Genomic DNA, 20,391 nt, shown 5'->3' with positions numbered 1-20,391 from the left:
GTAACACAGTGTGATGTTTTCCTGGCTTCGATCCCCTCGTCGAACCAAGACCCTTCGCTCACGCTACGAGGATGACCGCCCCGAAGCGGGCTTCTACGCGCTCCAGGACCCTTACGGCAGCGCGCTCGACGATTTCGACGAGCGCTTCGACTGGGATCCGGATGATGAGCCGCGCCGCAAGCCCAAGTCCAGGCGGCGTTGGCGGCTGTGGCGGCGCAAGCGGGATGATGCGCTTCGCAATTTCGAGGAAGATCGGCCGCAGGTCGGCTGGTGGCAGCCCGCCCATTGGCGTGGGCGCCGCAAGCGCTGGTGGGCGGTGCGGATCGTCGCGGGACTGCTCGCGGTGTTCATTGCGCTTGTCGTATGGCTGGCGGTTACCGCCCCGTTGAGCAAGTCGCTCGAACCGGTTGCGCCGCCGCAAATCACCTTGCTGGCATCGGATGGCACGCCGATCGCGCGCAGCGGGGCCTCGGTCGACGCGCCGGTCGAGGTGAGCAAGCTGCCCGATCATGTCGTCGGGGCGTTCCTCGCGATCGAGGACCGGCGTTTCTACAGCCATTGGGGCATCGATCCACGTGGCATCGCCCGTGCCGCATGGACCGGAGTGGGTGGAGGCAGCACCATCACCCAGCAGCTGGCCAAGTTCACTTTCCTTACTCCGGAACAGACGCTGACCCGCAAGGCGCGCGAAGCCTTGATCGCCTTCTGGCTGGAGTCCTGGCTGACCAAGGATGAGATACTCTCGCGCTATCTCTCCAACGCCTATTTCGGCGACAACCAGTACGGGCTGCGCGCTGCCAGCCTGCATTATTTCTACCGCCAGCCGGAGAACCTGCGCCCCGAACAGGCGGCGATGCTGGCAGGCCTGCTCAAGGCCCCGTCGCGGCTCGCGCCCACCCGCAATTACGACCTTGCCGCAGAGCGAATGAAGCTGGTGCTGGGCGCGATGGCCGAGGAAGGATACATCACGCCGGAGCGCGCAGCTGCGCTGCGCCCGCCGCGGCTCGACGTGCGGAATCGCAACACCTTGCCGACCGGCACCTATTTCGCCGACTGGGCGCTGCCGCTGGCCCGGCAGGACAGCGAAAGCGGCTATGCCAAGCAGACGCTGACCACCACGCTTGATGCGCGGCTACAGGGGATTGCGAGCCGCGTGGTGTCGCGCGCGCCGCTGGGGGATGCGCAGGTGGCGCTGGTGGCGATGCGCCCCAGTGGTGAAGTGGTGGCGATGGTGGGCGGCAAGGATTATCGCAACTCGCCCTTCAACCGCGCCACGCAGGCTCGCCGCCAGCCGGGTTCGACGTTCAAGCTGTTCGTCTATCTCGCTGCCCTGCAATCGGGCATGAAGCCGAGCGACCGGATCGACAATACCGCCATCGAAAGCGGATCGTATCGCCCGAAGAATGCGCGCGAACGCTATTCGCCTTCGCTCACGCTTGAGGAAGCTTTCGCGACCTCGAGCAATGTCGCCGCAGTGCGCCTGTTCAATCAAATCGGCAGCCGACGGGTCATCGCGACCGCGCGCGACCTGGGGGTGACTTCCGACCTTCCGGCAGGCGATCCCAGCCTTGCGCTGGGCACTTCGACCATGACCCTGCTCGAATTGACCAGCGCATACGCCGCGATTGCGGCAGATGCCTATCCGGTCGAACCGCATGCTTTCCCGCGCGAGGAGCAGGGCTGGTTCGATTGGCTGTTCGACGGCCAGTCGCATTTCTCCGACCGGACGCATGAAGGGATGGAGCGCCTTCTGCGTTCAGCGATCAATCGCGGCACCGGCAAGGCGGCGATGCTGACCGGCCCCAATTTCGGCAAGACCGGGACGACGCAGGACCACCGCGATGCGCTGTTCGTCGGCTATGCGGGCGATCTGGTGGTGGGCGTGTGGATCGGCAAGGACGACAATTCGCCGCTCAACGGCATCTCCGGTGGCGGCCTGCCGGCGCGCATCTGGCGCGATTTCATGCGTTCAGCGCTCGCCGGAACCGCTGCCGCCGAACCGGTCGAGCGGCCCGATCCTGAAGGCCCGATCCGTCCGCTCGACATCGACAATATCGACGAGATCCCGCTCGACGCGAACGGATCGACGCTGTCGATCGAGCAAGGCGGAGTGACGGTCGTGACCGAGATCGAAGGCGTACCGGTCGAATTCCGGCTGGGCGAAGACGGGCTTCGCGTCGACCAGCCCCAGCGCTAGGTTTTCCGGTCCGCCATCAAGATGTTCATGATCGCGGTTGCGATTGGCCGGTTGCGGTCGTCCTGCCATGCTTCGACCGAGACATTGGCGTTGCGCCGCCCGAGCCGGGTGATGCGGCCCTTTGCATAGGTGCGCTTCTGCTTGCCCGCGCTCAGGAACTGGACGGTGATGTTGATCGGCTTGAGCTGCGGATCGCGCCCGTCCTGCTCCAGCCGGGCCCGCAGCGCGGCATAGCCGGCGGTTTCAAGCAGTCCGCTGGTCGCCCCGCCATGGAAAGCGCCGGGGCGCCCTTCGATCACGCTGCTGAACTCCACCGCCAGCACGGGTGTGCCGTCCTCTTCGCCATCTACATGGATGCCCAGCGAGCGGGCATAGGCGGTGAGGGGCCGCTCGCTCTCAGGCCGGTCGGTCACTGCGCGGATCCCTTGCGATTGTCATGAATACGCCCGCCATGGTCGCGACCGGGTCGCTCGCGTCGCCATCATGCGCGATGCCGCGAACGAAGGCCGCCGAACGGGTCACGCGATAGCATTCGACGCGGCCCTTCACGGCGCTGCGCTCGCGCGCGGGGCGCTGGTAATCGACCCGCAGGTCGAGCGTCGCGACCGGTGTGAACACCTTGCGCGCGGTCCAGATGCTCATGCCCGATGCCATGTCGAGCAGGCTGATAATCGGGCCCGAGGCGAGCACGTGGCGATCTTCCTCGCCCAGCAAGTCCTCGCGCCAGGGCAGCTCCAGTTCCACCCAGTCGTCGCCATGGTCGCAATAGCGCAGGCCTAGCCAGCCCGGATGGCCGTGCCGGAAGAAAAAGGGCGCGGCCTTTTCGGGGTCGAAGGGAGGAAGGGGCGGAGTCATTGCCCGTTTCTGTGCGGTGCCGGTTGCTGGATTACAATGATTTAATTTCAGCATACGGCGCACTCGCGCCAACGGTCTCCGACGCAAGCAAACGGAGCAAAGCGATGGACTTCCCGAAAATCGACCTGGCCGCGATCCCCGGCCTCGAAACCGCCACCGGCGTGTTCGGCAGCGTGGCCCAATCGGCAGTGAGCTATGACGACACGGTCGTGGCGGTGATGGTCTACATCTACGAAAGTGTGCCTGTCTGAAGCTGCTTCGCTGATGCACGTCCGGCCCGAGATTGCGGCGCTGCGTAGCGATAAGGCAAAGCAGGCTCGGCTGCGCGACGCGATGGACGCGGCGCAGGCGCGATGGCGGGCGAGGCCGCAAGTGGCGCAAGTGCTGGCGGACTTGAAGTGTTATGCGGCGGGCGCTGAACTCGACTCGCTTGCGCGATTGAACGAATTGCTGGGTTCGTTCGAACATGCCGAGGCTTTGGTTGCGCAGTGGTGCCGGGATTTCCTTGGCCCCTTGCGCCATGAACCGCTGGCGCAAGTGCCGTTGCGACATCACTACGGCCAGGGTTTTGCCACCATGCAATTGGCAAGCGAGGGCGGGGCCGCGCTCTCGCTGGCGGTCTATGAAGAGAAGGCGGACTTCACTCCCCCTCGCAGCGCGGTGTTCAGCGACCGCGAACTGCACGAACTGGTGCTGGCGGGATCGGGCGGCGCGAGTATCCACCAAGTGCGTGGCGGGCACGGGGCGCGGGTTCGCATCGAAAGCGAGAGACGCGCTTTGCGCGCGGGTTCGCGGCTGGCGATAATCGGCGGCCATGCTGCGCGGCAAATCGGGCAAGTCGCGGGGCAAATGGTCATCCTGCAACTGACGCGAGTGCCAGACCGGCCCGGCCTGACGCGCGAATATGCGATCCCCTCGGGAGAGCTTCCGATGCAATCGAGCGGCGACAAGCGCGCCAGCCAATGCGAGATGGCGATGGCTGTGCTGGGCGCAATGGAGCGCCGCGACGCGGCAGGCGCAATCGCGGAGATGGCCCAATCGGGCCCGGATCATTTGCGCTGGGAAGCCCTGCGCCACACGCTGGCGCTCGATTCCGGGAGAGGCATGCGGCGGCTCGAAAGGATCGCCAGTGAAGCGGGCGATCCGTTGGCCGAGCCCGCCCGGCGATTGCATGCGCAATTGCTCGCTGCCCATCCGCAACTCGCGGACAGAGAAGCGCCATGCCCCGCCTGATCGAAAGCGCAAGCGATGTGGCCTGCGAACTCGGCGAGTGCGAGGAAGCGATCGCCTCGATCGGCTTCGATCCCGCTTACGAAGAGAGCCTTGCCACCGCCGCGCTTTGGCTCCGCAGGCTGACCAACAACCGCAGCTTCATCGGCGACAGGCTGATCGCAGAGCTCAAGGGCGAGCATCGGGGCGGGATGATCGACAGCGGATATGGCCCGCAAGCGATCGTGCTCAGCCCCTTGCGCAATGGCATGTTCCTGCGCGCCAATATCTGGCCATCGCCAAGCGATCACTGCTTCCGGGCGAGCGGGGCGCAGACCTTCGTCTATGGCGTGCCGCACGATCACAACTTCTCGTTCCTGACCAGCGGCTACCTCGGGCCGGGCTATCGCAGCGATTATTACGAATACGATTATGCCAGCGTGGCGGGATATGCGGGCGAGCGCGCGGCGCTGCGGTTCGTCGAGCGCGGGACGCTCGAACCCGGCAAGCTGATGCTTTACCGCGCGCATGAGGACATCCACAGCCAGATCCCGCCCGAGAGCCTGTCGGTCTCGCTCAATGTGATGCATGTCGACCCGGCGCAGCACTGATTCGACCAGTACGGCTTCGATCTCGAACAGGGCGCGGTAACGCGCGTGCTCAGCCCCAATTCGACCGAGGTGTTCCTGCGCGTGGCGGTGGCGACCGGTTTGGAAGAAGCGCAGGATTTGGCGGAGGCATTCGGCCGCAGCCATCCGAGCGACCGCTTGCGGCTGGCGAGCTTCGAAGCGCGTGCCTTGCTGCTCGAAGATTCCTCTCAGCGCGACGAGGTGTGGCGAGCGGCGGAGCTCTCAGGCAGCCGGATGCTGGCGGGAGCTGCGCGGGCGCGGCGCGCGGAGCTGGCGTCCGGCTAGAAGGCGTTGCCTGCCAGCGCGTCGATCGCACCTTGCAGGATCACGGCGGCGGCGTGGCTGTCGATCCGCTTGGCCCGCTTGGCGCGGCTCATGTCCTGCCCGATCATCGCCGCTTCGGCGCTTTGGGTGGACCAGCGCTCGTCCCACAGTAGCACCGGCAGGGCGAAGGCTTCCGAAAGGTTGCGGGCATAGGCGCGGGCGCTCTGCGCGCGCGGGCCCTCGCTGCCGTCCATATTGCGCGGCAGGCCGATCACGATCCCGCCGATGCCACGCTCCTTGATAAGCGCGGCCAGCGCTTCGCGGTCGCGCCCGAATTTGCCGCGCGGCAGCGTCTTGCCTGCGGTGGCGAAACGCCAGCCTGCATCGCAAGTGGCGATCCCGATGGTCTTGGTGCCGAGGTCGAGCCCCAGCAACGCGCCGCCGCCGGGCAGCGCCTCGCGCATGTCGAGCGCGCTGTCGGTGATCAGCGAGCTGCCGTCCACGCGTTCACTCGCTGCAGGACATCGGCCTGCAAATTCGCCCAGAACAGCGGGATGTCATAGACGTGGTAATTATTGCCCGGCAGGACATAGCGGCCCATTTCGGGTGGATCGCCGATCAGTAGCAGCCCGCGCATGTCGCAGCGGGCAGGCACTGCGCCCACCACAAGCTCGCCCCTGCTCAGCTCACCATCCGGCTTGAGCGTGCCAAGGTTGAGGCTTGCCGGAGCGGTGGCTTCCGCGCCGCCGGTGAGCGGGTTGGTGCAGAGAATCGGGCTGTCGCCGCGCTTCACTCCGTCGAAACCGGTCGACTTGGCATAGGATTCGAGCACCGGGGCCGGATCGGCGGGCTCGGCAAAGCTCGACCAGCTCATCACGCAGCCCGGTTGGCCGCTTGCAGTGCAGGCGGGCAGGCCCATCGCGGGCAAATCATGCGTTACGGAAACTGGCCAGCCCACGGCATAGGCTGCTGCAACCCGCGCCGCGAGCGGCTTGCCCGCAACCTGATCGCGCAGCAGCCGCATAAGATGGAGCGCGCCCTGGCTGTGCCCTGCCAGCACGATCGGCGTTTCGGCATCGGTCGCGGCGAGGAAGGCCGCGAAACCCTGTTCGACATCGCGATAGGCCGCGTCGAGTGCCTGCTGGCCTTCCGGCCTGTCGGTCAGGAAGGCCCCCATCGTCGCCTGCCGATAGCGCGGCGCCCAGATCGCGCTGGCGTGGTTGAACGGGCTCGCCATCCCGCGCAGGTAAACGCGCACGAGATCTTCGGCGTCCTTATTGCCCAAGGGGGCGTTCCAGTGCGAACGATCGAGATAGCTCGTCGGATGGATGAAGAAGACCGCGAAACGGGGCGGGGCGGTATCCGCTGGGGTGGGCAGGCTGGTGCGTTCGCCCGCATAGGCCGGCTGCCACCGCGCCGGGTCCTTGTCAGTCGCCAGGCCCGGATGCGAATACCACATTGCCGGATCGGCATAGGCGTTTTCAGCCAGCGGAGCCTGCTCGGCAAATTCGGCCGAAGGGACCAGCGCCAGCGCGGTCAGTTCCTGCGCCCAGATGCGCAGCACCACCAGCACAGCGATCACGAGCACGATGACCGCTGCGACGAAGTAGAGGAATTTCTTCGCCATGATTGGCCTACTCGCTGGTCGCGCCTTGCTCGGCCCTGGCTGGGCGCAGCGTAGTCCATGCGCGATCGCCGCGCAGGCTCTCGAACCAGCTGATCGGGTTCCAGGTGGTCGACCCGTCGAGCGAGAAAGTGATGAATTCCGCACGGCCGCCGATATTCTCGAGCGGCACCGGGCCCATCAGCCCGCGCGGGCTGTAGAGTTCGCGGCTGTCGGCCGAATGATCGCGATTGTCGCCCATAACGAACACATGGTCCTGCGGCACAGTGATTTCGTCGAAATTGTCGAGCGGCTGGTCTTCGAGATGGTCGATCACGAGATAGGTCGCGCCATTGGGCAGCGTTTCGCGATAGGCGGGGACTTCGAAATATTGCTTACCGTTGGCGTCGCGCACCAGGTAATTGGTGAATGCGCTGAGGCAGGGCGCGCCTTCGCACAGCAGTTCGGGTTCGAACGGGATGTGCAGCGGGGGAACGACTTCACGCTTCACCGGCACGCCGTTGAGGATGATGCGCCCGTCGCGCACCGCGATCCGGTCTCCCGGCAAGGCGACGACGCGCTTGATATAGTCCTCGTCGCGCACCGGGTGCACAGGGATCACGATATCGCCATACTCAGGGGTGCTGCCAAAGATGCGCCAGCTGCCGCGCGGCAGCAGGTGGAAGCTGGCTGAGGCCCAGCTCCAGCCATAGGGATATTTGCTCACCACCAAACGGTCGCCGACATAGAGCGTCGGCATCATCGAAGTGGAGGGGATGTAGAACGGCTTGGCCACCAGGCTGTGGAACGCCAGCACGGCCAGCAGCATCAGCGCAAGGCCGCGGATCTCGGCGATCCAGTTGACCTTTTCCTTATGGTCCTTGTCGGCCTTCACGGCCTTGTCCTTGTCGATCGTGTTCACTGTGGCTGGTTTCGCTGTTTCTGGGTTGGTCTGCGATGTCATAGGGGGCGTGCTTCGATGATGACGTAGGCCTGCGCCCATGGATGATCGTCGGTGAGGGTAAGATGAATGAGCGCCTCATGGCCATGCGGCGTCAATTCCGCAAGCCGAATTGCCGCGCCTCCGGTCAGCGCCAGAGTGGGCGCGCCCGAGGGGGCATTGACCACGCCGATGTCCTTCATGAACACGCCGCGGCGGAAGCCGGTGCCCACCGCCTTGCTGAAAGCCTCTTTGGCGGCAAAGCGCTTGGCATAGGTACCGGCAATGGTGAAGGGGCGGCGGCGCGCCTTTGCGATCTCGATCTCGGTGAAAACGCGCTGCTCGAAACGGTCGCCGAAACGCTCGAGCGAATTGGCGATCCGCTCGATATTGCAGAGGTCCGATCCGAGGCCGATAATCATGCAATCCCCGCCAGCATTGCCACGAACAGCGCCAGGACCGTCCAGTTCAGCAGTACCTGTGCCTTGACCAGATAATGCGCCGTGTCGCCCTTCGCCATCTTGAGCGTGGCGGAATAGCCGAACATCTGGAGTGCCAGCCAGCCGCCCGCGAACATCACCAGCACCTGATTACTGAAGGCATAGCCAAGCAGGGCGATGCTGAGCAGGAAAGGGATGACAGCCGCCAGCGCCCAGAGATTCTGTGCGCGGCTGGGTGCGGCGGTGCCGCTCATCGCGCTGCGTCCATCAGTTCGCGCATCCGGCGCACAGCGTTCTCAAGGCCGACGAACACCGCTTCGCCGATAAGGTAGTGGCCGATGTTGAGTTCGGCGAGCTGCGGGATCGCTGCGATCGGCTGGACATTCTCGTAGGTCAGTCCGTGGCCGGCATGCGGCTCGATCCCGTTCTTGGCGGCAAGTGCGGCCATGTCGGCAATGCGCTTCAATTCGCGCGCGGTCTTTTCGCTATCGCCGTCGAGATGGGCATGGGCATATTCGCCGGTGTGGAATTCCACCACCGGCGCGCCGAGCCGCAGCGCGGCGTCGAGCTGGCGCTCGCTTGCCTCGATGAACAGGCTGACGCGGATGCCCGCATCCTTGAGCCGGTCGACGATCGGCACCAGCTGGTTATGCAGCCCGGCTGCGTCGAGCCCGCCTTCGGTCGTGCGTTCCTCGCGCTTTTCGGGGACGATGCAGGCGGCGTGCGGTTTGTGGCGCAGGGCGATCGCCAGCATTTCCTCGGTCGCTGCCATTTCAAGGTTGAGCGGCAGGTTGGTCGCCGCCTGGATGCGGGCGAGATCCTCGTCGCGGATGTGTCGCCGGTCTTCGCGCAGATGCGCCGTGATGCCGTCGCCGCCAACGCTGGCGACGATTTCGGCCGCGCGCACCGGATCGGGATGGTCGCCCCCGCGCGCATTGCGGATCGTTGCGACGTGATCGATGTTCACGCCGAGCCGCAGCTTCGCTGGCTTGAGGACGCTGGTCACGTCAGCTCCGGCTGCCCGGCTTGGTGACGGGGACCGCGGCCAGTTCGGCGGGCACTTCGTCTTCGGCATAAGTCGGGAAGTTGAGCGCCACGAGCGGGAAGAAAGGCACGCCCAGATCCGCTTCGCCGCCCGAACGGTCAACCAGCGAGACTTCGGCGATCACTTCGCCGCCTTCCGCACCGACCGCATCGATCGCTTCGCGGCTGGAAAGGCCCGTGGTGACCACGTCTTCCACCATCAGCACCTTGGCGCCGGGCGCCAGCGCGAATCCGCGACGGAGGTGGAACACGCCGTCCGGCCGCTCGAGGAACATCGCGTCCTTGCCCAGCGCGCGGCCCATTTCGTGGCCGATGATAAGGCCGCCCATGGCGGGAGAGACCACCACATCGATCTTGCTGCGAATCTCGCGCGGCAGCTTTTGCGCCAGCGCCAGCGCCAGCCGACCCGCGCGTTCCGGGTTCATCAGCACGCGGGCGCATTGCAGGTAATGCGCGCTGTGCCGGCCCGAGGAGAGCTTGAAATGCCCCTCAAGCAATGCGCCGCAGGCGCGAAATTCGGACAGCACTTCGTCTTCGGTCATGCGTGAGTTATCCACTATCTTTCGATGATTGCACCGGGATCATCCGGCCTTGCATAATTTTCTCCCTAGAAGCGCTTGAGGCAGTGGGCAAGCGCGCCTATAGGGCCGTGCAATCCCGGCACAGAACGCCGGGGCGATTGGGTTGGCTGTCGCGGTTTATCGCTTTAAACCGTGGGGGTTACAGGACACGTACGAAGCGGAAAGCGTCAGACAGATGATTTTGCGTCAAACGGGCCGCCGCGCCTATCTCTTGATTTCCATGCTTGCGATTGTCGTGCTGCTGGCGCTCGCGCCGCGCGTTGCGCTGGCGCAGGACGATGCGGCTGCGGCCGAAGCAACCGCCACCGAGGCTGCGCCTGGCTACACGCCGATGGCGCCGACTCCGGGCAAGGGCATGCCGGTTGACGGCCACCTGTCCTTCCAGGACCAGTATTCGCCCAATGGCGACTATGCCCTGTGGATGCATGATGCGATCCTGCTGCCGATCATCACGATCATCAGCCTGCTGGTGCTCGCGCTGCTGCTGTGGGTGGTCGTGCGCTACAATCGCAAGGCCAATCCCACGCCTTCGAAGACGACGCACAACACGCTGATCGAAGTGATCTGGACCGTTGTGCCGGTGATCATCCTGCTGGTGATCGCAGTGCCTTCGATCAAGCTGCTGGCGCAGCAATACGAATCGCCTCCGGAAGATGCCGTGACGGTGAAGGTCACCGGCTACCAGTGGTACTGGGGCTATACCTATCCCGACAATGGCGGGTTCGAAGTGATCTCGAACATGCTGACGGCGGAAGATGCTGTTGCGCGCGGCGAGCCCTACCAGCTCGCAGTCGACAACCGCATGGTTGTGCCGGCCAACACGCCGCTGCGCATCCAGACCACCGCAGCCGACGTGATCCATTCGTTCGCCGTGCCGAGCCTCTGGTACAAGCTTGACGCTGTGCCGGGTCGCCTGAACGAGAAGATGCTGATCATCAAGGAGCCGGGCGTCTATTACGGCCAGTGCTCCGAACTGTGCGGCGCCCGCCACGGCTTCATGCCGATTGCGGTTGAAGCGCTGCCGCGCGACCAGTGGGAAGCCTGGGTGCGCGAGCAGGGCGGCACTGTCGCCGGTGACGAAGCGGCTGCAGAAGCTCCGGCTGAAGAAGCCGCTGCCGAAGCGCCCGCTGCCTGATTGAACTGATTAAGCCAGAGAGTATCTGAACGATGGCCACTACCGCAGAAGGTTTCGACAGCCCGGCTCATGGGCACCACGGTGATCACGCACACGATCACAAGCCGGGCTTCTTCGCCCGCTGGTTCATGTCGACCAACCACAAGGATATCGGCACGCTCTACCTGATCTTCGCGATCATCGCGGGGATCATCGGTGGCGGCATTTCGGGCATCATGCGCCTCGAACTGGCCGAGCACGGGATCCAGTACCTTGGCTGGTGGGTCAACCTCCTCGGCGGCGACGGTTCGTCGATGGACGCGAACTACCACATGTGGAATGTGTTCATCACAGCGCACGGCCTGATCATGGTGTTCTTCATGGTCATGCCGGCGATGATCGGCGGCTTCGGCAACTGGTTCGTACCGCTGATGATCGGCGCGCCGGACATGGCCTTCCCGCGCATGAACAACATCTCGTTCTGGCTCACTGTAGCGGGCTTCTTCAGCTTGCTTTTCTCGATGTTCGTGCCCGGCGGCACGGGCCTCGGCGCAGGCGTGGGCTGGACCGTCTATGCACCGCTCTCGACCACCGGCTCGCAAGGCCCTGCGGTCGACTTCGCGATCTTCTCGCTGCACCTCGCGGGCGCAGGCTCAATCCTGGGCGCGACCAATTTCATCACCACCATCTTCAACATGCGCGCGCCGGGCATGACCCTGCACAAGATGCCGCTGTTCGTGTGGTCGGTGCTGGTCACTGCCTTCCTGCTGTTGCTGGCGCTGCCGGTGCTCGCCGCTGCGATCACAATGCTGCTGACCGACCGCAACTTCGGCACGACCTTCTTCGATCCTGCCGGTGGCGGTGACCCGATCCTGTACCAGCACCTTTTCTGGTTCTTCGGCCACCCCGAGGTCTACATCATGATCCTGCCGGGCTTCGGCATGGTCAGCCAGATCGTGGCGACCTTCAGCCGCAAGCCGGTGTTCGGCTATCTCGGCATGGCTTACGCCATGGTCGCGATCGGCGTCGTCGGCTTCATCGTGTGGGCCCACCACATGTATACCGTCGGCCTCGACGTGAACACGAAGATGTACTTCACCGCCGCAACCATGGTGATCGCGGTCCCGACCGGCGTGAAGATCTTCAGCTGGGTGGCGACGATGTGGGGCGGCAGCCTCGAGTTCAAGTCGCCCATGGTCTGGGCGCTGGGCTTCATCTTCCTGTTCACCGTTGGCGGCGTGACCGGCGTCGTGCTCGCCAATGGCGGCATCGACGACAACCTCCACGACACCTATTACGTGGTGGCGCACTTCCACTACGTGCTGTCGATGGGTGCGGTGTTCTCGCTCTTCGCCGGGTTCTATTACTGGTTCCCGAAGATGAGCGGCCGGATGCATTCGGAACTGCTGGCGCACCTGCACTTCTGGGGCTTCTTCATCGGCGTGAACGTGATCTTCTTCCCGCAGCACTTCCTCGGGATGCAGGGCATGCCGCGCCGCTATCCGGACTTCACCGAAGCCTACGCCTATTGGAACCACATCAGCTCGCTCGGCTATTACATCATGGCCGGCTCGATGGTGATCTTCTTCATCAACCTTGCTTACGCCTTCCTGGCCGGCAAGAAGGCCGCGGACAATCCGTGGGGCGAAGGCGCGACGACGCTTGAGTGGACGCTTTCGAGCCCGCCGCCGTTCCACCAGTTCGAAACGCTGCCGGTGATCGAAGACCATCACGATTACCACGATCACCGTCCGGCCCAGGCCTGACGGAGCGGTCTCCCCTTCGGGGGGCACGCACAGGAAACGGGGGGCGTGCCGCAAGGTGCGCCCTCCCACTTAAGAGCCCAGCGCTCGGATTGAACGAGACACGCAAGCGATGAATGCCACCACCGCAACCCGCATGCCGGCCGATTGGCGCGATTTCTTCGCGCTGACCAAGCCGGGCGTGATGCGACTGGTGATCTTCACCGGCCTGTGCGGTTTGCTGGCGGCGCCGGGTCACATCCACCCGGTGATCGGTTTCACGGCGATCCTGTGCATCGCGCTCGGCGCGGGCGGATCGGCCGTTCTCAACCAGTGGTGGGAAGCCGAAATCGACGCCGGGATGAAGCGCACCGCCAACCGGCCGCTGCCGGCAGGGCGCATGCACCCCGTCGACGCGCGCGATTTTGGCATTGCGCTGTCGGTCGCTTCGGTCGCGTTGATGGGTGTGGCAGTGGGCTGGCTCGCCGCGAGCATCCTCGCTGTCGCGATTGTCTATTACGCGGTGGTCTACACTATGTGGCTCAAGCCGCGCACGCCGCAGAACATCGTGATCGGCGGCGGAGCGGGTGCTTTCCCGCCGATGATTGGCTGGGTCGCAGTGACGGGCGATATCACTGCCATGCCGCTGCTGCTGTTCGCGATCATCTTCTTCTGGACGCCGCCGCACTTCTGGGCGCTCGCGCTGTTCGTGAAGTCCGATTACGCCAAGGTCGGCATCCCGATGATGCCGGTGGTGGCGGGCGAGCGTGCAACGCGCCGCCAGATCCTCGCCTATTCGATCCTGCTCGTGCCCATCGCGGGTGCGCCCTGGTTCATCGGCGGCACCGGCGCGCTGTACGGCGTGACCGCTCTGGCGCTGTCGCTGGCCTTCCTCGCGCTCTCTGTCCCCGTCGCCTTCCGCGAAGCGGGCGAGGGTGACGCGATGAAGCCGGAAAAGCGCCTGTTCGCTTACAGCATCCTCTACCTCTTCGCGTTGTTCGCGGCCTTGGTGGTCGATGCGCTGGCTCGCCAGCAAGGATGGTTCGCATGACGCCCGAAGAAGAAGCCGAATATCGCCGCCGCCAGAAGAGCCGCAACCTGGTTCTGGGCGGGCTACTGCTGTTCTTCGTCGTGCTGTTCTACGCCATCACCATCGTGCGGATGGGAGACTGAGACCGTGACCGCCGCCACCCTTGAACAACGCAATGTGCGCACTGGCATCTATGCGATGCTGGGGGCGCTGGCGATGCTTGGCCTGGGTTATGCCGCAGTTCCGCTTTACGACCTGTTCTGCCGCGTGACCGGCTTTGGCGGCACCACGCAGGTCGCCAGCGAAGCCGAAGCCCAGCGTGCCGAGCAGCTTGGCATGGCCGCCGGCAAGACCATTTCGATACGCTTCGATGCCTCGGTCGCGCGTGACGTGCCGTGGACCTTCCATCCGGCACAGAGCACTGACACGGTACAGATCGGCGTGCGCGACATGGCGACCTATGTTGCGAAGAACAATTCGAACGTCCCGATCACCGGCACAGCCACATTCAATGTGGAGCCGGAACAGGCGGGCCGCTATTTCAACAAGATCCAGTGCTTTTGCTTCACCGAGCAGACGCTTCAGCCGGGCGAGGAAGTGCACATGCCGGTGCTCTATTTCGTCGACCCGGCCGCGCTGGAGGACGAGAATATGAAGGGGGTCGAACAGATCACCCTGAGCTACACTTTCCACCGGGCGATCGAGCCCGCAAGCTGATAAGTCAAACCAACCCTCTGGACCCCGCTGGCGGGGGCCGGTAAGGGCCCAAGAAAGAGCAACAGGACGCGATTGTCATGGCCGGTACCAAGACCCACGATTATCACATTCTCGAACCCGATATCTGGCCGCTGATCGGCGCTTTCGCAGCGTTGACCTTCACCAGCGGCATGGTGCTGTTCATGCACGAAATGTCGGGCTGGCCGATCGTGCTGGGCCTCGGCATCGCCGGGCTCATCGCCACCTTCTTCAGCTGGTTCAGCAATGTCGTGAAGGAAGCGCAGCAGGGCGATCACACGCCGGTGGTGCAGCTTCACCTGCGCTATGGCATGATCCTGTTCATCGCTTCGGAAGTGATGTTCTTCGTCGGCTGGTTCTGGGCATTCTTCGACTTTGCCTTGTTTCCCAAGCAGATCGAAGTGATCGAAGGCGTAACCAGCAATCTCTTCGGGCAGGAAGGCGCCGCACTGATCGCGCAGTTCCCGCCCAAGGGCCTCGAAGTGCTCAATGCCTTCGAGCTTCCGCTGCTCAACACGCTGATTTTGCTGTGCTCGGGCACCACCGTTACCTGGGCGCATCATGCGCTGATCCATGGCGATCGCGAAGGCCTGAAGAAGGGCCTGTGGGCCACCATCGCGCTGGGCCTGCTGTTCACCAGCATCCAGGCCTATGAATATGGCATCGCGCCCTTCGCCTTCGGCGAGAACAATTACAGCTCGGCCTTCTACATGGCGACCGGCTTCCACGGCTTCCACGTGCTGGTCGGCACGATCTTCCTGATCGTCTGCCTCCGCCGTGCATACCTCGGCCACTTCACGCCGCGCCAGCACTTCGGCTTCGAAGCGGCAGCATGGTACTGGCACTTCGTCGACGTGGTGTGGCTGTTCCTGTTCGTCGTCGTCTACGTGTGGGGTGGCTGGGGCGCTCCGGTCCACTGATGTCGGCGGACCACGGTCCAGACGCAACGAAGGGGCAGCCCGGTATCCGCCAGGCTGCCCTTTTCGGTTTGTGCCCGCGTTGCGGCAGCCGCTCGCTGTTCAGCGGCACGGTGAAGTTCGCCGATCATTGCCGCGTGTGCGGGCTCGATCTGTCGCGCTTCAACGTGGGTGACGGGCCGGCAGGCTTCCTGACGCTGGTGATCGGAGCGATCATGGTGGCGCTGGCGATCTGGCTCGACGTGGCGGCAAGCCCGCCGCTGTGGGCGCATGCGCTGATCTGGATACCCCTTACGGTCGCGGCAGTGCTCGGCGGCTTGCGCGTCTCGAAGGCCGCGCTGCTGGCAGCGGAATACAGGAACAAGGCTGGCGAGGCAGTCACGCCCTCAAGTGGCGCAGGCGCAGGCCAAGACAAGGAAGGCCGTGATTTGTGATGCTGCGTCGCTTGCCGATCATACCTACGATCATCGTCCTTGCTGCTGTTGCGACCATGGTTGCGCTGGGCATCTGGCAATTGGGCCGCGCGGACGAGAAGGCTGCGCTGATCGCGCATTACGAAGCGGTTTCGGCCGATGGCTCGCTGGTCGACTGGCCGCGCGACGAAGCCGAAGCCAGCGAGAACCTCTATCGCCTTGCCTTTGTTGACTGCGTCGAAGTGCTCTCGCGGCGAACCACGGCCGCGACTTCGTCCGAAGGCCAGAAAGGGCTGGCGCAGGTTGCGACCTGTCGCTTGGCCAATGGCGCCGAGGTCGAGATTGCGCTCGGCTTCACGCGTGAACCGGTCGAGGGCGATTGGCAGGGCGGCGAAGTCGAAGGGATCATTGCCCCTGGGCCGCGCCTGGTGGCGATGCCGCCGCAGGCGGGGTTGCAACCGCTCGCCGCGCCCGATCCGCGCGATTTGCCCAACAACCACCTTGCCTATGCGGGGCAGTGGTTCTTCTTCGCGCTCACCGCGCTGGTGATTTACTGGATCGCGATCCGCAAGCGGATCAAACAGCAGGCTTGAGCCGGGCCAAGTTCAGCTTGCTTGCCCTGCGCGCGGGCACGGTCTAACCGCGCCAGTGATGGACTATATTTCGACCCGGGGTGGCGCGCCTGCGCTCGATTTCGAAGGAGCCACGCTGGCAGGGCTTGCCAGCGACGGGGGGCTGTACCTGCCGCGTCACTGGCCGCGCTTCTCGGAAGGCGAAATCGCGGCGATGGCGGGGCTGCCCTATGCTGAACTCGCGACGCGGGTGATGCTGCCCTTTGTGGAAGGCAGCCTTACCGAAGAGGAACTGCGCGCGCTGTGCCAACAGGCCTATGGCCGCTTCTCGCACGATGCCGTGACTCCGCTGGTCCAGCTCGACGAGCAGCAGTGGCTGCTCGAGCTGTTCCATGGCCCCACGCTCGCCTTCAAGGACGTGGCGCTGCAATTGCTCGGCCTGTTGTTCGAGACCTTCCTCAGCCGCCGCAAATCGAACCTCACCATCATCGGCGCGACCAGCGGAGACACCGGCTCGGCCGCGATCGATGCGGTGGCGGGGCGCGAGGGGGTCGACATCTTCATGCTCCACCCCAGGGGGCGGGTGAGCGAGGTCCAGCGCCGCCAGATGACGACGGTGCGCGCTCCCAACGTTCACAACATCGCGATCGAAGGCAGTTTCGACGATGCGCAGGCGATGGTGAAGCGCATGTTCGGCGATCAGGGCATGACCAGCCGGTTCAACATCGGCGCGGTCAACTCGATCAACTGGGCGCGGCTGATGGCGCAGGTCGTCTATTACTTTGCTGCCGCGCTGCAGCTCGGCGCGCCGCACCGGCAGGTGGCCTTCAGCGTGCCTACGGGCAATTTCGGAGACGTCTTTGCAGGCTATGTCTCCGCGCAGATGGGGCTTCCCGTGGCGCAGCTGATCGTGGCGACCAATGTCAACGACATCCTTCACCGCGCACTGTCGCAAGGCGACTATTCCACCGGCATTGTGACGCCCACCGCCACCCCTTCGATGGACATCCAAATCTCCTCGAACTTCGAGCGCCTGCTGTTCGATGCCGGTGGGCGCGACGGGAAGGCTCTGGCCGAACAGATGCGCGGGTTCGAGGCGAGCAAGGCGATGCAGCTCACCAATACGCAGCGCGAAGGCGCGGCAGGCCTGTTTACAAGCGCGCGCGCCGATGGCGAAGAAGTGCTGCAGGCGCTGCGCTGGGCCTATGACCATGCAGGGGAGATGATCGACCCGCACACGGCGGTGGGGCTCCATGCCGCGCGGACCAGCGAGATCGACCGTGCGATCCCTGTGGTGACGCTGGCGACCGCGCATCCTGCGAAGTTCCCCGAAGCGGTCGAGCGCGCCACCGGCATCCGCCCCGCGCTCCCTTCTCGCGTGGGCGACCTGTTCGCACGCGAGGAAGCCTATACGGAACTGCCCGGCGAATATGAGGCCGTGCGCGATTTCGTCAGCCAGCATGCAAGCCCGGCGGCCTGATGGCTGAGCTCAAGCGCAATCCAATCCTGATGGTGGGCGAGGGCTGGGAAGGCGGCTATCGCCTGCTCGACAGCGGGCACGGGCGAAAGCTCGAAAGCTTCGGCCCCTACAGCTTCATCCGGCCTGAGCCGCAGGCGATGTGGACCCCGCGCGAGGCCGATTGGCCTGCGATGGGTGAATTCATTCCCGGTTCGGACGAAGATGGCGGCGGGCGCTGGCAGCTTGACCCGTCGCTGCCGGGCGAGGGCTGGCAGGTCAATTGGAACGGAGTCAGTTTCACCGCCCAGCCTACGCCTTTCCGCCACCTGCAGTTCTTTCCGGACATGGCGCCAGTGTGGGAATGGATGCGTGTGCAATTGGCAGGGCGGGAGGATGCCGAAACGCTAAATTTGTTCGGATACACCGGCGTGGGTTCGCTCGCGCTCAGCCGCCATGGCCGCGTGACGCATGTCGATGCCTCGAAGAAGTCCGTGGCGCAGGCGCGCGAGAATGCCGCGATTTCCGGAATGGAGGATCGCCCGATCCGCTGGCTGGTCGACGATGCGGCCAAATTCGCCGCGCGCGAAGTGCGGCGCGAGAAACGCTATGACGGGATCATCCTCGATCCGCCCAAGTTCGGGCGCGGCCCAAACGGCGAAACCTGGCGGCTTGAGGAGAATTTGCCGGGCTTGCTGGCCGATTGCCGCAAGCTGCTGGATCAGGACAGCCGTTTCCTGTTTCTCACGGTTTATGCCGTGCGGATGAGCAGCCTCGCGTTGGCCGGCCTGATGGAGGAATTGTTCCGCCACCTCCCTGGCGTTGTCGAACATGGCGATCTGGCGGTGCAGGAAACCGGCGAGGGAGGCCGCTTGCTCCCGACCGCGATTTTCGCACGCTGGAGCAATTCAGGCTAAGGCGCGGGCGACATGACCGATTCGCTCATTCTCGAAGTCGCCGATTTCGAACACGATGTCCTCACCGGCATCTATTCGGAAGAGACGGGCAAGCCCCAGCCGCTCAGGATCACCATCCAGGCGCGGCTGAAGGTGGCTGATCGTTACGCGCCGGAGACTCCGCTCGATGCCAGCAAGAACTACATGGATTTGAAGTTCGCGGCTTCGGATGCCTTGCCCGAAGGGGTTCATTTCAAGCTGATCGAAGCCGTCGCGGACCATATTTGCGCGACCTTGTTTGCGCAGGATGCGCGGGTCGAGGCGGTGACGGTGAAGATCGTCAAACTCGCAATTGCTGAAGCGAATGAGAAGATCGGTATCACGCTTCACCGCGAGCGGAAGTAGAATGGCGCAGGCGGAACTGCGGATCGATGCCCTGCCCGAGGCGCCGATCGATGCATCCGCCGCATTTCACTGCACACATCTGGAGCGCGCGCGGGAAAGGCTCTCTACCGGGGCAGATGCGCTCGCGATCGTGCTCCCTCACGCACCAACCGATCATGACGACTGGCGCCGTGCCTTGGCTCGCGACCTTGCCCGGGCCCATGCGCCTCAGCGGGTCAATGTCATCGGTGGCGGATCGCCCCCCGAGGCGCTTGCGGCCATGCTTGAATATCTGAGGGATGCGCCCGGGATAACCGGGCAATATCTTCCGTTGCATGAGCAGGATTAGGGACGTCTTGCTTCCGCGGGCCGAGATGGGCCCGATGCTGGACGGTTTCGGCCGCCGTGTGAGCTATCTCCGGCTATCGGTGACCGATCGCTGCGACCTGCGCTGTTCCTATTGCATGCCCGAGCGGATGCGCTTCCTGCCGCGCAGCGAGGTGCTGTCGCTGGAAGAGCTCCATCGGTTGGCGCTGGGCTTCATCGCGCGAGGGGTATCCAAGATTCGCGTGACCGGTGGCGAGCCGCTGGTACGCAGGGACATTGTCGACCTGTTCCGGGCGCTGGGCCGCGAATTGGGAAAGGGTCTGGAGGAACTCACACTCACCACCAATGCCACGCAGCTTGCCGACCATGCCGACGATCTGGCTGCGGCGGGTGTGCGGCGGGTCAATGTCTCGCTCGACACGCGTAACCGCCGCCGCTTTGAAGAGCTTTCGCGGCGCGATATGTTGCCGCAGGTGCTCGACGGCATTGCGGCCGCCAAGGCGGCGGGCCTGAAGGTCAAGATCAACACCGTTGCACTCAAGGGCATCAATCAGGGCGAGATCGCGGATCTGATCGCCTGGGCGCATGGCGAAGGCTTCGACCTGACCTTGATCGAAGTGATGCCGCTGGGCGATGTCGGGCATGACCGGGTCGATCATTTCCTGCCGCTCACCCATGTGCGCGACGATCTGGCGCGGCGCTGGACGCTCACTCCGCTGAGTGACAGCACGGGCGGGCCGGCACGCTATTGCCGGGTGGAAGAGACGGGCGGGCGGCTCGGCATGATCACGCCGCTCACGAGCAATTTCTGCGACGGTTGCAACCGGTTGCGCGTGACGGCGACGGGGCAGCTCTATCCCTGCCTCGGCGGGGCCGAGCGGGTCGACTTGCGGGCGGCGCTGCGTTCTGAGGAGCCGGATGCGAGCCTGCAACATGCGCTCGACGAAGCGATGCGAATCAAGCCCGAGCGGCACCATTTCGATATCTCACACCGCGGCGCCGAACCGGCCCAGCCGCGCCATATGTCGGTGACGGGGGGCTGA

27 protein-coding genes are annotated in these 20,391 nt (G+C 64.5%); 18 read left to right on the top strand and 9 right to left on the bottom strand.

Annotated features, from left to right (window positions below):
• The first annotated feature begins 13 nt into the window (after positions 1–13).
• On the top strand, positions 14–2,197 hold the full coding sequence (locus VRS74_RS08070; protein ID WP_354144733.1) for a transglycosylase domain-containing protein: 2,184 nt from the start codon (positions 14–16) through the stop codon (positions 2,195–2,197).
• Here VRS74_RS08070 and VRS74_RS08065 read toward each other — a convergent pair.
• The gene (locus VRS74_RS08065) at positions 2,194–2,610 is read right to left on the bottom strand and encodes a PaaI family thioesterase (RefSeq protein ID WP_354144732.1); all 417 of its coding nucleotides are present in this window, start codon (positions 2,608–2,610) and stop codon (positions 2,194–2,196) included. The two genes, VRS74_RS08070 and VRS74_RS08065, sit on opposite strands and share 4 nt — an antisense overlap.
• Positions 2,594–3,052 (bottom strand): PaaI family thioesterase, encoded by a 459-nt coding sequence (locus tag VRS74_RS08060; protein WP_354144731.1) that lies wholly within the window; start codon positions 3,050–3,052, stop codon positions 2,594–2,596. The genes VRS74_RS08065 and VRS74_RS08060 overlap by 17 nt, the downstream gene beginning before the upstream one ends.
• Positions 3,053–3,156: 104 nt before the next feature.
• Here VRS74_RS08060 and VRS74_RS08055 point away from each other — a divergent pair, with 104 nt between their 5' ends.
• The 4 genes from VRS74_RS08055 to VRS74_RS08040 are packed head-to-tail and all read left to right on the top strand — an operon-like array spanning position 3,157 to position 5,175.
• A complete protein-coding gene (locus VRS74_RS08055; RefSeq protein WP_354144730.1) occupies positions 3,157–3,303 on the top strand; it encodes a hypothetical protein in 147 nt (48 codons plus the stop codon).
• A gap of 13 nt (positions 3,304–3,316) precedes the next feature.
• Positions 3,317–4,285 carry a hypothetical protein gene (locus VRS74_RS08050; RefSeq protein ID WP_354144729.1) on the top strand — a complete coding sequence of 323 codons (969 nt, stop codon included), beginning with the start codon at positions 3,317–3,319 and terminating at the stop codon, positions 4,283–4,285.
• Positions 4,273–4,872: a transposase gene (locus VRS74_RS08045; protein WP_354144728.1), complete on the top strand. Its 600-nt coding sequence runs from the start codon at positions 4,273–4,275 to the stop codon at positions 4,870–4,872. Before VRS74_RS08050 ends, VRS74_RS08045 begins: the two co-directional genes overlap by 13 nt.
• 45 nt (positions 4,873–4,917) lie before the next feature.
• A complete protein-coding gene (locus VRS74_RS08040) occupies positions 4,918–5,175 on the top strand; it encodes a hypothetical protein (protein WP_354144727.1) in 258 nt (85 codons plus the stop codon).
• Here VRS74_RS08040 and ruvX read toward each other — a convergent pair.
• From ruvX to pyrE, 7 genes are read right to left on the bottom strand one after another with little or no spacing between them, the layout of a single operon-like run.
• Positions 5,172–5,618, bottom strand: a complete 447-nt coding sequence (gene ruvX / locus VRS74_RS08035; protein ID WP_435521391.1) for a Holliday junction resolvase RuvX — start codon at positions 5,616–5,618, stop codon at positions 5,172–5,174. The genes VRS74_RS08040 and ruvX overlap by 4 nt on opposite strands.
• Positions 5,619–5,638: 20 nt before the next feature.
• Positions 5,639–6,781: a DUF3089 domain-containing protein gene (locus tag VRS74_RS08030; RefSeq protein ID WP_354144725.1), complete on the bottom strand. Its 1,143-nt coding sequence runs from the start codon at positions 6,779–6,781 to the stop codon at positions 5,639–5,641.
• Between the two features lie 7 nt (positions 6,782–6,788).
• Entirely contained in the window at positions 6,789–7,721 is a 933-nt protein-coding gene (gene lepB / locus VRS74_RS08025; protein WP_435521390.1) for a signal peptidase I, read from the bottom strand.
• The gene (gene acpS / locus VRS74_RS08020) at positions 7,718–8,119 is read right to left on the bottom strand and encodes a holo-ACP synthase (RefSeq protein WP_354144723.1); all 402 of its coding nucleotides are present in this window, start codon (positions 8,117–8,119) and stop codon (positions 7,718–7,720) included. Before acpS ends, lepB begins: the two co-directional genes overlap by 4 nt.
• Positions 8,116–8,391 carry a pyridoxal phosphate biosynthetic protein gene (locus tag VRS74_RS08015; protein WP_354144722.1) on the bottom strand — a complete coding sequence of 92 codons (276 nt, stop codon included), beginning with the start codon at positions 8,389–8,391 and terminating at the stop codon, positions 8,116–8,118. Before VRS74_RS08015 ends, acpS begins: the two co-directional genes overlap by 4 nt.
• Positions 8,388–9,143, bottom strand: a complete 756-nt coding sequence (locus VRS74_RS08010) for a pyridoxine 5'-phosphate synthase (RefSeq protein WP_354144721.1) — start codon at positions 9,141–9,143, stop codon at positions 8,388–8,390. The genes VRS74_RS08015 and VRS74_RS08010 overlap by 4 nt, the downstream gene beginning before the upstream one ends.
• 1 nt (position 9,144) lies before the next feature.
• A complete protein-coding gene (gene pyrE, locus VRS74_RS08005) occupies positions 9,145–9,723 on the bottom strand; it encodes an orotate phosphoribosyltransferase (RefSeq protein WP_354144720.1) in 579 nt (192 codons plus the stop codon).
• Positions 9,724–9,982: 259 nt separating this feature from the next.
• Between pyrE and coxB the strand changes: the two genes are divergently transcribed.
• The 13 genes from coxB to moaA all read left to right on the top strand — a co-directional run bounded on the left by coxB (position 9,983) and on the right by moaA (position 20,391).
• Positions 9,983–10,897, top strand: coding sequence for a cytochrome c oxidase subunit II (coxB, locus tag VRS74_RS08000; RefSeq protein WP_354144719.1), 915 nt, complete (start codon positions 9,983–9,985; stop codon positions 10,895–10,897).
• Between the two features lie 32 nt (positions 10,898–10,929).
• A complete protein-coding gene (gene ctaD / locus VRS74_RS07995; protein WP_354144718.1) occupies positions 10,930–12,642 on the top strand; it encodes a cytochrome c oxidase subunit I in 1,713 nt (570 codons plus the stop codon).
• A 109-nt stretch (positions 12,643–12,751) separates the two neighbouring features.
• Positions 12,752–13,669 (top strand): heme o synthase, encoded by a 918-nt coding sequence (locus tag VRS74_RS07990; protein WP_354144717.1) that lies wholly within the window; start codon positions 12,752–12,754, stop codon positions 13,667–13,669.
• The gene (locus VRS74_RS07985; protein WP_354144716.1) at positions 13,666–13,791 is read left to right on the top strand and encodes a cytochrome c oxidase system small membrane protein; all 126 of its coding nucleotides are present in this window, start codon (positions 13,666–13,668) and stop codon (positions 13,789–13,791) included. Before VRS74_RS07990 ends, VRS74_RS07985 begins: the two co-directional genes overlap by 4 nt.
• A 4-nt stretch (positions 13,792–13,795) precedes the next feature.
• Entirely contained in the window at positions 13,796–14,365 is a 570-nt protein-coding gene (locus VRS74_RS07980; RefSeq protein WP_354144715.1) for a cytochrome c oxidase assembly protein, read from the top strand.
• A gap of 77 nt (positions 14,366–14,442) precedes the next feature.
• Complete coding sequence (locus VRS74_RS07975; protein WP_354144714.1) at positions 14,443–15,303, top strand: cytochrome c oxidase subunit 3; 861 nt, start codon at positions 14,443–14,445, stop codon at positions 15,301–15,303.
• Positions 15,303–15,734: a DUF983 domain-containing protein gene (locus tag VRS74_RS07970; RefSeq protein WP_354144713.1), complete on the top strand. Its 432-nt coding sequence runs from the start codon at positions 15,303–15,305 to the stop codon at positions 15,732–15,734. Before VRS74_RS07975 ends, VRS74_RS07970 begins: the two co-directional genes overlap by 1 nt.
• The gene (locus VRS74_RS07965) at positions 15,734–16,306 is read left to right on the top strand and encodes an SURF1 family cytochrome oxidase biogenesis protein (RefSeq protein ID WP_354144712.1); all 573 of its coding nucleotides are present in this window, start codon (positions 15,734–15,736) and stop codon (positions 16,304–16,306) included. The genes VRS74_RS07970 and VRS74_RS07965 overlap by 1 nt, the downstream gene beginning before the upstream one ends.
• 58 nt (positions 16,307–16,364) lie before the next feature.
• On the top strand, positions 16,365–17,765 hold the full coding sequence (thrC, locus tag VRS74_RS07960; RefSeq protein WP_354144711.1) for a threonine synthase: 1,401 nt from the start codon (positions 16,365–16,367) through the stop codon (positions 17,763–17,765).
• The gene (locus VRS74_RS07955) at positions 17,765–18,658 is read left to right on the top strand and encodes a class I SAM-dependent methyltransferase (RefSeq protein WP_354144710.1); all 894 of its coding nucleotides are present in this window, start codon (positions 17,765–17,767) and stop codon (positions 18,656–18,658) included. The genes thrC and VRS74_RS07955 overlap by 1 nt, the downstream gene beginning before the upstream one ends.
• A 12-nt stretch (positions 18,659–18,670) precedes the next feature.
• Positions 18,671–19,042 carry a dihydroneopterin aldolase gene (locus tag VRS74_RS07950; protein WP_354144709.1) on the top strand — a complete coding sequence of 124 codons (372 nt, stop codon included), beginning with the start codon at positions 18,671–18,673 and terminating at the stop codon, positions 19,040–19,042.
• On the top strand, positions 19,002–19,370 hold the full coding sequence (locus VRS74_RS07945) for a Rossmann fold domain-containing protein (RefSeq protein ID WP_354144708.1): 369 nt from the start codon (positions 19,002–19,004) through the stop codon (positions 19,368–19,370). The genes VRS74_RS07950 and VRS74_RS07945 overlap by 41 nt, the downstream gene beginning before the upstream one ends.
• Positions 19,357–20,391: a GTP 3',8-cyclase MoaA gene (moaA, locus tag VRS74_RS07940; RefSeq protein ID WP_354144707.1), complete on the top strand. Its 1,035-nt coding sequence runs from the start codon at positions 19,357–19,359 to the stop codon at positions 20,389–20,391. Before VRS74_RS07945 ends, moaA begins: the two co-directional genes overlap by 14 nt.

Source organism: Altererythrobacter litoralis (assembly GCF_036324225.1).
In the GTDB taxonomy this organism is placed as follows: domain Bacteria; phylum Pseudomonadota; class Alphaproteobacteria; order Sphingomonadales; family Sphingomonadaceae; genus Erythrobacter; species Erythrobacter litoralis_A.
The sequence above is the reverse complement of the archived record's forward strand: the minus strand, read 5'-3'. Positions and strand labels throughout refer to the sequence as shown.